Annotated in this window: 10 protein-coding genes; 4 read left to right on the top strand and 6 right to left on the bottom strand. The window is 73.3% G+C overall.

Going from position 1 to position 13158, the window contains the following annotated elements; all coding sequences use genetic code 11:
- Positions 1-85: 85 nt before the first annotated feature.
- The 3 genes from ACQPYA_RS00830 to ACQPYA_RS00820 form a co-directional block, all read right to left on the bottom strand.
- Positions 86-2611: a polynucleotide kinase-phosphatase gene (locus ACQPYA_RS00830; protein ID WP_433530724.1), complete on the bottom strand. Its 2526-nt coding sequence runs from the start codon at positions 2609-2611 to the stop codon at positions 86-88.
- Positions 2612-2684: 73 nt separating this feature from the next.
- The gene (locus tag ACQPYA_RS00825) at positions 2685-4112 is read right to left on the bottom strand and encodes a 3' terminal RNA ribose 2'-O-methyltransferase Hen1 (protein WP_433530723.1); all 1428 of its coding nucleotides are present in this window, start codon (positions 4110-4112) and stop codon (positions 2685-2687) included.
- A 94-nt stretch (positions 4113-4206) separates the two neighbouring features.
- Positions 4207-4419 (bottom strand): hypothetical protein, encoded by a 213-nt coding sequence (locus tag ACQPYA_RS00820; RefSeq protein ID WP_433530722.1) that lies wholly within the window; start codon positions 4417-4419, stop codon positions 4207-4209.
- A 147-nt stretch (positions 4420-4566) separates the two neighbouring features.
- Between ACQPYA_RS00820 and ACQPYA_RS00815 the strand changes: the two genes are divergently transcribed.
- Together ACQPYA_RS00815 and fbaA are read left to right on the top strand one after the other, a co-directional pair.
- On the top strand, positions 4567-4950 hold the full coding sequence (locus tag ACQPYA_RS00815) for a phage holin family protein (protein ID WP_433530721.1): 384 nt from the start codon (positions 4567-4569) through the stop codon (positions 4948-4950).
- A gap of 244 nt (positions 4951-5194) precedes the next feature.
- Positions 5195-6220: a class II fructose-bisphosphate aldolase gene (gene fbaA, locus ACQPYA_RS00810; RefSeq protein WP_433530720.1), complete on the top strand. Its 1026-nt coding sequence runs from the start codon at positions 5195-5197 to the stop codon at positions 6218-6220.
- A 127-nt stretch (positions 6221-6347) separates the two neighbouring features.
- On the opposite strand, the gene ACQPYA_RS00805 is transcribed toward fbaA, so the two are convergent.
- Complete coding sequence (locus ACQPYA_RS00805; protein WP_433530719.1) at positions 6348-7595, bottom strand: LOG family protein; 1248 nt, start codon at positions 7593-7595, stop codon at positions 6348-6350.
- Between the two features lie 274 nt (positions 7596-7869).
- Between ACQPYA_RS00805 and ACQPYA_RS00800 the strand changes: the two genes are divergently transcribed.
- Entirely contained in the window at positions 7870-8298 is a 429-nt protein-coding gene (locus tag ACQPYA_RS00800) for a DUF3151 domain-containing protein (RefSeq protein ID WP_433530718.1), read from the top strand.
- 100 nt (positions 8299-8398) lie between these two features.
- On the opposite strand, the gene ACQPYA_RS00795 is transcribed toward ACQPYA_RS00800, so the two are convergent.
- Positions 8399-10579, bottom strand: coding sequence for a chromosome partitioning protein (locus ACQPYA_RS00795; RefSeq protein ID WP_433530717.1), 2181 nt, complete (start codon positions 10577-10579; stop codon positions 8399-8401).
- 68 nt (positions 10580-10647) lie between these two features.
- Entirely contained in the window at positions 10648-11646 is a 999-nt protein-coding gene (locus ACQPYA_RS00790; RefSeq protein ID WP_433530716.1) for a hypothetical protein, read from the bottom strand.
- 123 nt (positions 11647-11769) lie between these two features.
- On the opposite strand from ACQPYA_RS00790, the gene ACQPYA_RS00785 reads away from it, so the two are divergent.
- Complete coding sequence (locus ACQPYA_RS00785; RefSeq protein ID WP_433530715.1) at positions 11770-13059, top strand: adenylosuccinate synthase; 1290 nt, start codon at positions 11770-11772, stop codon at positions 13057-13059.
- Positions 13060-13158 lie beyond the last annotated feature (99 nt).

Raw genomic sequence — 13158 nt, 5'->3', positions numbered from 1 at the left:
AATCGATAGACCAGGTGTCCCGTACGGCGGCCCAGGCTACCGGGGCGTTCGGCACCGTCCACCATGCACGGTCGGCGGCGGTCGGTCAGAGCCGCGGATCGACCGGCTCGGATTCGCAGGCCAGGATCGCGAAGACCAGCTCGTGCCGGCGCCACAGCGGCGCACCGCCGACCAGGGCGTCCAACGCGGCCAGGCCGAGCGCGTGCTCACGCAGGGCCAGTCCCCGCTTGCGCCCCAGCGACCGGCGGCGCAGCGCGGCCAACTGGTCGGGTTCGGTGTACCCGGGGCCGTAGATGATCCGCAGGTACTCCCGCCCCCGGCACTTGATCCCCGGCTGGAACAGTGCGCCCCGCTCGCCGCGGGCCGCGAGGCCGGCGTACGGCTTGACGACCATGCCCTCGCCGCCGGTGGCGGTCAGCGTTAGCCACCAGTCCGTGGCGGCGCGCACCGCCTCGGCGTCGGCGAGGTCGACCACCTGCCGCCGGGTGGGCGTGAAGAACTCCGGGTCCGCCGCACAGAGCCGGTCGACCAGGGCCAGGTGCCAGCCGTGGTCGCGCTCGGCGTAGCTGGCCTTCCCGCCGGCCAGCACCGCGAACGGCGCCAGGGTCACCCCGCGCAGCCCGTCGGTCGGCCGGACGTACGCCCGGTAGGCGTCGGTGTACGCGACCACGTCGTCCCGGCGGCGGGCGACCCGGTCCCGCAGGTCGCCGAGGTCCAGCCCACGGCCGGCCGCCGCGTCCAGCGCCGCCAGCGCAGCCGGCAGGGCGGCCCGGCCGGCCGCGCCGACCCCGGCGTACTGCTCGCGGATCAGGCCACTGGCCTTGGCCGACCAGGGCAGCAGCTCACCGTCGAGGAGCAGCCAGTCGGTGTCCAACTCGTCCCAGAGCCCGGTGGCGGTCACCGCGGCGCGGACCCGGTCGAGCAGTTCGGCGTCCAGCGGGCCACCGAAGAACGGCCGCCCGGTGCGGGTGTGCACCACCCCGCCGCCCGGCCCGAACGGACCGCCCTCCGGCTCCCGGCAGACCAGCACCACCGCGCGGGAGCCCATGTGCTTCTCCTCGCAGACCACCCGCTCCACCCCGGCCGCCCGGTAGTCGGCGAACGCCTCCGCCGGGTGCTCCAGAAAGCCGTCGAGGCGCGACGTCGAGCAGGGCGCCATGGTCGGCGGCAGCCAGGCCAGCCAGCGCGGGTCGACCGCGAAGCGGCTCATCACCTCCAGTGCGGCGGCGGCGTTCTCCGCCGGCACGGTCAGCGAGCCGTACGGGTGCTCCACGTGCCGCCGGCCGGCCACGTCGGTCAGCTCCAGCACCTCGTCGGGGCGGGCCGGTGCGGCGGTCAGCGGGCGGACCGGGGCGTACCACTCGCGCTCGGCCGGCACCGAGACCAACTCCCGCTCGGGATAGCGCAGCGCGGTCAGCCGGCCGCCGAAGACGCAACCGGTGTCGATGCAGATGGTGTTGTTGACCCACTCCGGCTCCGGGGTGGGGATGTGGCCGTAGACGACCACGGCCGAGCCCCGGTACTCCCGCGCCCACGGGTAGCGCACCGGCAGGCCGTACTCGTCGGTCTCGCCGGTGGTCTCGCCGTACAGCGCGAACGCCCGTACCCGGCCGGAGGCCCGGCCCTGGTACGCCTCCTTCAGCCCGGCGTGCGCGACCACCAGCTGGCCGCCGTCGAGCACGTAGTGGCTGACCAGCCCGTCGACGAAGGCCGCCACCTCGGCCGTGAACCCGGCCGGCTCGCCGGCCAGCTGCTCCAGCGTCTCGGCCAGGCCGTGGGTGACCTTCACGTTGCGCCCGCGCAGCTTGCGCAGCAGCTTCTGCTCGTGGTTGCCGGGTACGCAGAGCGCGTGCCCGGCCGCGACCATGCCCATCACCAGGCGGAGCACCCCGGGCGAGTCCGGACCGCGGTCCACCAGGTCGCCGACGAACACCGCGGTACGCCCCGACGGATGCGTCGCGTCCACCGGCCGGCCCGCGTCGTCGCGGTGCACCTGCCAGCCCAGCCGACCGAGCAGCGCCTCCAGTTCGGCGCGGCAGCCGTGCACGTCGCCGATGATGTCGAACGGCCCGGTCAGCTCCCGCCGGTCGTTGAACAGCCGCTCGTACCGGACCTCGGCGGCGTCGATCTCGTCCGTCCCGCGCAGCACGTGCACCTTGCGGAAGCCCTCGCGGGCCAGCTGGGCGTAGCTGCGGCGCAGGTCGCGCGACATCCGGGTCAGCACCTGCCGGCCGAAGGTGCGGTCGGCCCGCGCCTCGGTGCGCTCCCAGGCCAGCGCCTCCGGCACGTCCAGCACGATCGCCACCGGCAACACGTCGTGCTCCCGGGCCACCCGGACCAGGGCGGCCCGGGCGTGCGGCTGGAGGTTGGTCGCGTCGACCACGGTGAGCCGGCCGGCGCGCAGCCGCTTGCCGGCCACGTAGTGCAGCGCGTCGAAGGCGTCGGCGGAGGCGGACTGGTCGTTCTCGTCGTCGGCGACCATCGCCCGGAAGGCGTCCGAGGAGAGCACCTGGCTCGGCGCGAAGTGCCGGCGGGCGAAGGTCGACTTGCCGGAGCCGGAGACCCCGACCAGCGCCACCAGCGCCAGCTCAGGAATACCCACAACGCTCATCGCAACTGCTCCAAGGGAGAAAGGAAGGGCCCCCTGTTAACGCCTGAGGTAGAGCAGGGGCCCCTTCTTAACATCAGGTCCGGGTGAAGACGGCGAGCTGGGTGGAGGCGCCGACCTCGGGATCGTCGTCGCCGACGCCGCGCAGTACGGCGGAATAGCCGTACGTCGCGCAGACCCGTTCCACCCAGCCGGCGAACTCGGCCCGGGTCCACTCGAACCGGTGGTCGGCGTGCCGGAAGGCACCCGCCGGCAGGCCCTCGTAGCGCACGTTGTGCTCGACGTTCGGCGTGGTCACCACGACCGTGGCCGGTCGGGCGTGGCCGAAGACGGCGTCCTCCAGCGCCGGCAGCCGGGGCGGGTCGACGTGCTCGACGACCTCCATCAGCACCGCCGCGTCGTACCCGCGCAGCCGATCGTCGCGGTAGGTCAGCGCGGACTGCCGGAGTGTGACCCGGCTGCGCTGGCGCTCGGGCAGCCGGTCCAGCCGCAGCCGGCGGGCGGCCAGCGTGAGTGCCTGGGTGGAGACGTCGGTGCCGACGATCTCGGTGAACCGGCGGTCCCCGATCAGCGTGGCCAGCAGCGCGCCCCCGCCGCACCCCAGGTCCAGTACGCGCTGGGCGCCGGCGTCGACCAGCGCGGCGTGCACCGCCTCCCGCCGCCGCGCGGCCAGTGACGCCCGAGGCGCTGCCTCGCGGGCCGGCGTGTCGTCCACGCCGTCGTCGGCCACCGGCTCGTCGGTGGGGCGTTGGGCGGCCAGCCGATCCAGCGCCTGGCCGGCCAGTGCCCGACGATGGGCCAGGTAACGGCGGACGATCAGACCGCGCGCCGGGTGGTCGGCCAGCCAGCCCGCACCCGCCCGCAGCAACTTGTCCACCTCGTCCGGGGCCACCCAGTAGTGCTTCGCGTCGTCCAGCACCGGCAACAGGACGTAGAGGTGGTTGAGCGCGTCAGCGACCCGTACCGTCCCGGTGAGGGTGAGGTCGACGTAGCGGCTGTCGCCCCACTGCGGGTGCTGCTCGTCGAGCGGGATGGCGGTGGCGGTGACCGTCCAGCCCAGCGGGGTGAACAGCCGGGTGGCGACCTCGGCGCCGCCCCGGCAGCGCAGCACCGGCACCCGGATCTCCAGTGGAATGCCGGTCGCCGCCAACTCGGGCCGTTCCCGCGACTCGCCACGCAGCGCCGAGCGGTACACCCGGGACAGCGTCGAGGCGAGCAGGCTGGACGCCGCGTAGGGCCGGTCGTTGACGTACCGCCCGAGGGTGAAGCTCTCCGGGGTGGTGGCCGGCTGCCGGCCGCGGCCCCGACCCCGCGCGGCGGCCAGCTTCAGCGGATCGACGTCGAGCAGCAGGGCGGCCGTGCAGCGCTGCTCGCCGGCCTCCGGGTAGAAGACGTGCGCGGTGCCGACGGGCATGTCGAAGGCGTGCACCCGGTCGGGGTGCTTGATCAGCAGATGGCCGAGGTCGGTCGCGGGGCGGTGCGTGGTGGTCAGGGTGAGCAGCACCCGCCCATGGTGTCAGCTCCGTCGATCTTGCGTCGTCCCGATTTCGTCGGGCGATGGGTGCCCGGCACCGGCGACGCACGGCTGCCGGCGCCGGTCAGCGGTAGTCGTCCTCGTCGGCGGCGACCACCCGGGCCTGTTCCATCGCGTCCCAGTCGTCGACCTCCAGGCCGCGGCGCGGCTCGGTCTCGATCTCGGTGGGGTCGACCGAGGTGGCCTGCTCGACCGCGTCGGCCGGCTCGGCCTCCAGGTCGCGTTCCTCCGGGCTCAGGTGGTCGCCGGGAGCGAAGTCCTCGTCGGGCTGACCCATTCGGTCCCTCCGGGATGTCGGTGGACGTTTACGGCACCCACGGTACGGGCTGCGTGGTCGACTCGCTGGGAACCGGCCGGCCGCCGGGCCGGAGCGGAGTCGGTCGAATCGCCCTACCGGAACCGTCCCCGGTGCCAGGATGACGTCGTGGGCTTCCTCATCCGACTGGCGACCACCGCCGTCGCACTGTGGATCACCACGCTGATCGTGCCCGGGGTCGGGGTGACCGGGCGGACCGGCTACCACACCGCGTTCACCCTGGTCATCGTGGCGTTGATCTTCGGGGTGGTCAACGCGGTGCTCAAGCCGGTCATCAAGGTGGTGGGCTGCGTCTTCTACCTGCTGACCCTGGGCCTGTTCGCGCTGGTGGTCAACGCGCTGCTGTTCCTGTTGACCGACTGGATCGCCCGGGCGCTGGACCTGCCGTTCCACGTCGACGGTTTCTGGGCGGCCTTCTGGGGAGCCATCGTGATGGCGGTGGTCACCTGGCTGATCAGTGTGGTGGTGCCGGACTCCACCGGGCGCCGGTGAACCGGGCCGCACCGGGCCGGTTGTGCCCGGGTGGTCCAGCTACGGGATACTGCCCGCGGAGGACAGCGCGGTCCGGCGTGCCAAGCCGAGTACCAGGCGGCCGGCGGCCGGCACGCGAGATCTGCGGCCGGCACGCAAGGAGATTCAGGCGGCCCGCATGCGAGGAGATTCAGGCGGCCTGCGGCCGGCTTGCAAGGAGAACAGCGGCCGTACGGCCGACAGCGGCAAGTAAGGAGCGTTCGACATGCCCATCGCTTCCCCCGAGGCCTACGCCGAGATGCTGGACCGCGCCAAGGCCGGCCGGTACGCGTACCCGGCCATCAACGTGACGTCCTCGCAGACGCTGAACGCGGCGCTGAAGGGCTTCGCCGACGCGGAGAGTGACGGCATCATCCAGGTCTCCACCGGTGGCGCCGAGTACCTCTCCGGCCCGTCCGTGAAGGACATGGTCACCGGCGCGGTCGCGTTCGCCGCGTACGCGCACGAGGTGGCCAAGAAGTACCCGGTCAACATCGCGTTGCACACCGACCACTGCCCGAAGGACAAGCTGGACAAGTTCGTCCGGCCGCTGATGGGGATCTCCCAGGAGCGGGTCAAGAACGGCCAGGAGCCGCTGTTCCAGTCGCACATGTGGGACGGTTCGGCCGTGCCGGTCGCGGAGAACCTGGAGATCGCCGAGCAACTGCTCGCCGAGGCGGCCAAGGGCAAGATCGTCCTGGAGATCGAGGTCGGCGTCGTCGGTGGCGAGGAGGACGGCGTCGAGAACGCCATCAACGACAAGCTCTACACCACGGTCGAGGACGGCCTGGCCATGGTCGACGCGCTCGGCCTGGGCGAGAAGGGCCGCTACATGGCGGCGCTGACCTTCGGCAACGTGCACGGTGTCTACAAGCCGGGCAACGTCAAGCTGCGTCCCGAGGTGCTGAACCAGATCCAGGAGGCGGTCGGCGCCAAGTACGGCAAGGAGAAGCCGCTCAGCCTGGTCTTCCACGGCGGCTCCGGCTCGCTGCTGTCGGAGATCCGCGAGGCGCTCGACTACGGTGTGGTGAAGATGAACATCGACACCGACACGCAGTACACCTTCTCCCGTCCCGTGGCCGACCACATGTTCCGCAACTACGACGGCGTGCTCAAGGTCGACGGTGAGGTCGGCAACAAGAAGCTGTACGACCCCCGGGTGTGGGGCAAGGCCGCCGAGGCCGGCATGGCCGCCCGCGTGGTGGAGGCCTGCGAGCACCTGCGCTCGACCGGCACCACGATGACCAAGTGACATCCTGACGCCGCGACGACGGCGGCCGGCCCGTCCCAGGAGCCGGCCGCCGTCGCGTTGTGTTGAACCGCGTTCGTGTTAATAGGGGGCCCCTCCTCTACCGGAGGCGTTAAGAAGGGACCCCTCCTTACCGGAGTAGCAGGTGGACGGCTTCGTGGACGTCGTCGGTCAGGTGGACGGTGGTGGAGAGGTCGCCGAAGGGTGAGGTGGCCAGCAGGGGACGCAGCAGCGACTCCACCGGCAGCTCCTCCGTCCAGTACGCGCGATCGAGGAAGACGTACGCGCCGCTGCTCCCGTCGGTGCCGTAGTAGGTCTTGGTGGCCGCCTGGAACACCTCCTGCACGGTGCCCGCCCGGCCGGGGGCGAAGACGATGCCGCCCCTGGCCAGCCGCAGGATGGTGTCCTCCCGGATGGCATTCGAGAAGTACTTGGCGATCCGGCCGGCGAAGAGGTTTGCCGGCTCGTGGCCGTAGAGCCAGGTCGGGATGGCCAGCCCGCCGCAGCCGGCCCAGTCCAGGTCGCCGGTGGCCAGCACGGCCGAGTCGGCCCGGTAGGCGGTGACCGGCTCGTGGCCGTTGCGCGGTGGCACGACCGACCGGCCGAAGAGTTCCCGAACCCGCAGCGCCGCCGCCGTGTAGCGGTCGTGGTCGGTGAAGTTCGGCGCGGTGGCGAGCAGGTCGATGGCGGCGGTCAGGTCCTCGGCCGGCCGGGTCGACAGGTACGCGCCCAGGTTGGCGGCCTCCATCACTCCCGGCCCGCCACCGGTGACCACCAGCCGGTGGGCCCGCGCCAACTCCCGGCCCAGCACCGCGGCCATCCGGTACGGCGCGCTGCCCCGGCGTACCGCGTGCCCGCCCATCACCCCGACCACCGACTGCGGCCCGTGGCTGCTCAGCCAGGCCCGGGTGGCGTCGGCGAGCGCGTTGTCCACCCCGTGGTCGTGCAGCCGCTGGCCGAGCGCCTCCCGGACGTCGGGCAGCGCCCCGCCGTGGGCCCGGAAGTGCGCGTACACCCGGGAGTCGTACATCGCCTCGAACCCGCCCTCGGCGAAGCCGGCGGCCAACTCCTCCGGGGTGTAGAGGTGCGGCGGCTGGGTCGGGTACGGCAGGCCGGAGAAGGGCGGCACCACGTTCGCGCCGCTCCGGACCAGGTCGGCGCCGACCTGACGGGAGGCGAACCGGCAGCCGACGAAGAGGGTCCCGGCCACCTCGACGCCGGTGAAATCGGGGATCGGGTCCAGATCCAGCCGGAGCCCCTGGACGGTCAGGCCGACCAGGCTTCCGGTGGCCAGTCGCCGGTCGAACTCGGCTCGGGTCTGGATCTCGTCTGTCCAGGTGTGCGGCTCGATGACGTCCGCGGGGGGTGGAGTCGGCACCGCATCATCCTGCCCGGCCGACTCGACCCGTCCGGACGCGGCCTCCGGCCGGCTGTTGGGGGCAGTGGGTGGGCGGCGGCGTGGGGCGGGAGCCCGGCGGCCTGGCCGGGCTCCCGCGCTTCCGGTTCCTGGGGAGGCTCCGGACCCCCAGTTGTAGTGGAAATGGTCGCCCGGCGGCATGGGCCGCAGGCGTGACGGACCTCTCGGCCGTTCAGCCATCCCAGCTCGGCGGACCCCCTCGCGGACCCCCCTCCGGAGCGGGTTGAATGAGGTGATGCAGAACCTTTTGCCTGAGCCGCCCGCCACGCTCCTGCCCGCCGCCGACGAGGCCGACGCCGCCCTGGCCGCTGCCGAGCAGGCCGGTGGTGACGAGGCGTTCGCCGAGGCGGCGGCCCGGTTCCCGACGCACAGCGCGGCCTGGGCCGCGCTGGCCGCCCGGGCCTTCGCGCAGGGCCAGGTCGTCCCGGCATACGCGTACGCCCGCACCGGCTACCACCGCGGGCTGGACCAGCTGCGTCGCAGCGGCTGGAAGGGGCACGGCCCGGTGCCCTGGTCGCACGAGCCGAACCGGGGCTTCCTGCGCTGCCTCTACGTGCTTTCCCGGGCCGCCGACGAGATCGGTGAGGCGGACGAGGCGGCCCGCTGCGCCCAGTTCCTCCGCGACTGCGATCCGGCCGCCGCCGACGCGCTGGCCAGCAACTGACTGCGACAGGTCGCCGGCCCAGGCCAGCCCGGGCCGGCGACGCGGGTCGGCCCGCCCACGCCGGTATGGTTCGGTGGCTCGCCCGGCCGGGGCGCCGCCGTCACAACCCTTCGGCCACCGCCGCGGCGATCTTGAGCCAGGCGTCCCGGGTCGCCGCCGAGAGGTGGGCGTAGCGGAGCGGCTCGCCGGTGTCGATGAGCCGCTCGTACGGGGCCAGCAGCACCGCCCGGGTCCGGGCCGCGAAGTGTTCCTCGATCGCGGGTAGGTCGATCTCCTTGCGGGACGGCGGCATGGAGACCACGGTGACCGCCTGCCGGACCAGTCGCTGCCGTCCGCTCTGCTCCAGGTGGTCGAGCATCCGGGCGGCGGTCTCGGCCGAGTCGTTACGGGCCGACATGGTGACCACCAGTTGGTCGGTGGCGTCCATCGCGGCCTGCCAGTTCTGCGCCCGGACGTTGTTGCCGGTGTCGACGAAGATCAGCTTGTAGAACCGGCTGACCACCTCGCGGATCTCGCCGAAGGCCGCGGCGGTGAGCATCTCGCCGCCGGTGGCCGACTCGTCGGAGGCGAGCACGTCGAACATCCCCTCGCCCTGCGAGCGGACGTACTGCGACAGGTCACCGACCCGCCCGTGCGCGCCGTGGAACTGCCCCAGGTCGCGCAGCAGGTCACGCACCGTACGAGAGTGGAAGTCCTGCTGGGCGCGCATGCCGAGGGTGCCCTGGGTCTCGTTGTTGTCCCACGCCAGCACGTACCCGCCGCGCTTCTGACCGAAGGTCATCGCGAGCAGCAGGATGGCGACGGTCTTGCCGGCACCGCCCTTCGGGTTGACCACGGTCACCTGCCGCAGCCCGCCGAAGTTGCGGCGCACCATCTCGATGTCCCGCTTGAGTTCCAGCTCGTGCCGCCCGGGTGGCAGCTTCACCAGACCCGTCTTGTTGACCACAGCGCGTACGCCCATCGTCGCGACCGGATCGGCGGGGCGCACCTGACGCCGGCGGGCGAAGTCCTCGGCGGTCGGTGCGGCGCCCACCTCCGGGCTCCACGCCGGCTCCGCGTACGCCGGAGGCAGCCGGGATGCGGTCTCCGTCGGCTGGTATGGCGGGGGTGCCACCGGCGGCGGCGCGCCCTGTTGCCAGGGCGCCGGGTGCCAGGCCGGCTGCGGCGGGAACGGGCCGGGCGGCGCTGCCGCGTACGGTGGCTCGGCCTGCGGCGCGACCGGCCCGGGGTACGACTGCCCGGGTGCCCCGGTCTCCGTCGGCTGTGCCCCCGGCTCCGGCGTCTGCGGCAGGTGCAGCTCCGGCGCGTACGGCCCCGGTGGGTGCGGCCCCGGCTGAGGAGGCGGTAGGGCGGGGGCGTCGTGGTGCGGCACGGGCGCGCGGCCGTGCTGCGGTGTCGGGGTGCCGTGCTGGGCCACGGGCGCGCCGGGTGGCAGCTGGGCAGCCCCGGGATACGGGCCGGCGTGCAGGGGCGCCGGCGGGCCGGCGAAGGGCTGCGGCACCGGCGGGAACGGCTGGGCCGGCGCCGCCCAGGTGGGCTGCGGCGGGTGGTCGGTGCTGCCGGGCAGATCGGCGGCCGGGGGGTCGGGGGCGGGACGCTGCGGAGGTTGCGCCCACGGCGACTCCGTCTGCGGGCGGGCCACCGGCGGTGCGGTACCGGCATCGGTGCTCGATCCGTCGGGACCGCCCGGCCCGGTGTCCGCCGGAGCCTCCGTCGCGCCGCCCGCCTCGACGGGCGCATCCGCCCCGATGCCGCTGTCGCCGGCCGAGCGCCCTCCGCCGGCCGACGTACCGTCCCCGGCGGAGGGTTCGCCGCCGGTTGGCACTCCTTCTCTCGCCGGGGCGAGCGAGGTTGGCCGGTCGAGGGTGAACGGCAGGTTCAGGTCGACCTGGGCGGGCTCCGGCGGCAGCCCGGTGGTGGGCGGCTCCCATGCCGAAGCCGATGCCCCCGGCTCCCCGCTGGCGGGTGGAGCCCACGACGAGGCCGGTGGCCCCGGCTCGCCGTCGGTGGTGGGTGGTGTGCCGGATCCCCAGCCGGTGGCGGCCGGCCCGTCACCGGTCAGCGACGGGTAGTCGGTGGTCGAACCGGCGGCCGGCGGGCCGGGCCGGGACGTCGGGTGCGTCGGTGGCGGTGGCACGGCGGGTGGCGCGGGCGGCGGAGGACCCCACGCGGGTGTGCCGAAGCCGTCGATCTGCTCCGGCGGCCAGAGTGGTTCGATGTCCCGCTCCGGCACCCCATGCTGGCCGGGCACGTGCGCCCGGTCGGCGTTCTCGTCCACCACGGTTTCCTCCCCATTCCCCCTGCCGAGGATAGGCCCGGCCGACCCGGACCGCTGGTGCGGCGGCGGGCTCAGGCCGTCCAGACCGCCCAGGCACCCGGCTCGGTCCACCATGACCGCTTGCGGGTCAGTTCCCCCTCCACGCCGTCGTCCAGGTAGGGCAGCGCGCCCCCGTCCCGGGGCAGGACCGAGACGGCCCGGCCCCGGGCCCGGCGGACCTCCAGGCGTACCCGACGCCGACCCAGCCGCGACCGGGTGAACACCGGTACCGCCACCGCCACCTCGACCAGCCCGTCCGTCGGGTCCGGCGTGCTGAGCAGGGTGACGTCGTCGAGCTGGGCGTACCCGCCCGCGTTGCCGATCGCACAGGCCAGCAGCGGATCGTCGCCGTTGGACAGGACGGCGTCGTCCACCTCTACCCGGCCCCGCCAGTGCAGCGGGCGTCCGTCCTCGGCGGCGGCGCCGAGCAGCGCGCCGTCCAGGGTCACCGAACCGCCGTCGTTGCGCAGCAGGTCGAGCCGGCGGGGCGTGCCGTCGAGCACCGCGGCGGCCACCGCAGCGGGGGCGCGGGGCAGGCCGAGCTGCGCGGCCAGGTCGCGGTGCGCCGTGCTGCGCGCCGGATCGAGCGGCAGTACGCCGACCGGCGGCAGGTCCGGCACGGTCCGGTTGCCGGCCAGGTCCGCCGGGCGGCGGCTGGGCGGTGGCGCGTACCGCCGGACCAGCCGGCGTAGCACGGCGCGCAACTGTGCGTCACCGGCTATGGCGACCACGAGCCGGGTCTTGGTGTCCGGGTCCGGCCAGGTGTGGCCGTCCGGTCGGGGCGGCCCGTCCAGCCGGGCCAGCACCGCGTCGATCTCCGCGTCCGAGCGGGCGGTCACCGTCTCGACCCGGGCGCCTCGGGCGGTCAACGCGTCCGCGCAGGCCAGCACGGGCACCCGCGGCGTATCGCAGCGTTTGTCCCGCTCCTCCGCGGCCTCGGTCGCACCCCCGCAGCAGGCTTCGCCGCCGCCGCACCCGGCCCCCGGAGCGTCCCGCTCCGAGCCCAGGGTGAGCAGCACCACGTCGTACACGGGTAGCCCCTCCTGCCTGCACGCACGACCCCTGCCGGTCGTGCCGTCACTACTTGTTAACCTGACACCCCGGGCTCGCTGACCGGTCGCCGTCTGGCACCCGAGCCTTCTGGAGGCGAGAAGATGCCAGCGATCGTGCTCATCGGCGCTCAGTGGGGCGACGAGGGCAAGGGCAAGGTTACCGACCAGCTGGGTGAGCGGGTCGACTACGTGGTGCGCTACTCCGGCGGCAACAACGCCGGACACACCGTGATCACCCCCGACGGCCAGAAGTACGCCCTGCACCTCATGCCGTCGGGCGCGCTCTCCCCGAACGCCGTCATCGTCATCGGCAACGGTGTGGTGGTCGACCCGAAGGTGCTGCTCACCGAGATCGACGGGCTCGCCGAACGGGGCGTGGACGTGTCCCGGCTGCGCATCTCCGGCGACGCGCACCTGATCATGCCGCACCACCGGGCGCTGGACCGGGTGGTCGAGCGGTACCTGGGCAGTTCGCGGATCGGCACCACCGGCCGGGGCATCGGCCCGGCGTACGGCGACAAGGTCGCCCGGATGGGGATCCGGGTGCAGGACCTGCTCGACCCGGGCATCCTGCGCAAGAAGCTGGAACTCGCGCTGCGCGAGAAGAACCAGGTGCTGTTCAAGGTCTACAACCGCAAGGCGATCGATGTCGACGCCACCATCGAGGAGTACCTGGCGTACGCGGAGCGGCTGCGGCCGTACATCGCGGAGACCCGGGCGATGCTCTGGGACGCGCTGGACCGGGGCGAGACCGTGCTGCTGGAGGGTGCCCAGGCCACCATGCTCGACATGGACCACGGCACGTACCCCTTCGTCACCTCGTCGAACCCGACGGCCGGCGGGGCGTGCGTGGGCGCGGGCATCCCGCCGACCGCGATCACGAAGGTGATCGCGGTGAGCAAGGCGTACACCACCCGGGTCGGTTCCGGGCCGTTCCCGACCGAGCTGTTCGACGAGAACGGCGCGCACCTGCGCAAGGTCGGCCACGAGTACGGCACCACCACCGGCCGGGAGCGCCGGTGCGGCTGGTTCGACGCGGTGGTGGCCCGGTACGCCTGCCGCCTCAACGGCGTCACCGACCTGGTGATCACCAAGCTGGACGTGCTCACCGGCCTGCCCACGGTGCCGATCTGCGTCGGCTACGAGATCAACGGCAAGCGCGTCGACGACATGCCGATGACCCAGACCGACTTCCACCACGCCACCCCGATCTACGAAGAGCACCCCGGCTGGTGGGAAGACATCACGAAGGCGCGTACGGAGGACGAGCTCCCGGAGAACGCGAAACGCTACATCGCCCGCATCGAGCAACTCTGCGGAACCCGCGTGAGCGTCGTGGGCGTAGGCCCCGGCCGCGAAGAGAACGTAACCCGCCACCCCCTGCTCCCCTGACACCCCCGCCGATCATGAAGTTGTTGTCGCCCCGGCTCGGCGTGTCGTGGCAATAACTTCATGATCAACGGGCGGAGGGGGAGGGTGGGTAGGATGCCG

The organism is Micromonospora sp. CA-263727, from assembly GCF_050942455.1.
In the GTDB taxonomy this organism is placed as follows: Bacteria; Actinomycetota; Actinomycetes; order Mycobacteriales; family Micromonosporaceae; genus Micromonospora.
The sequence above is the reverse complement of the archived record's forward strand: the minus strand, read 5'-3'. Positions and strand labels throughout refer to the sequence as shown.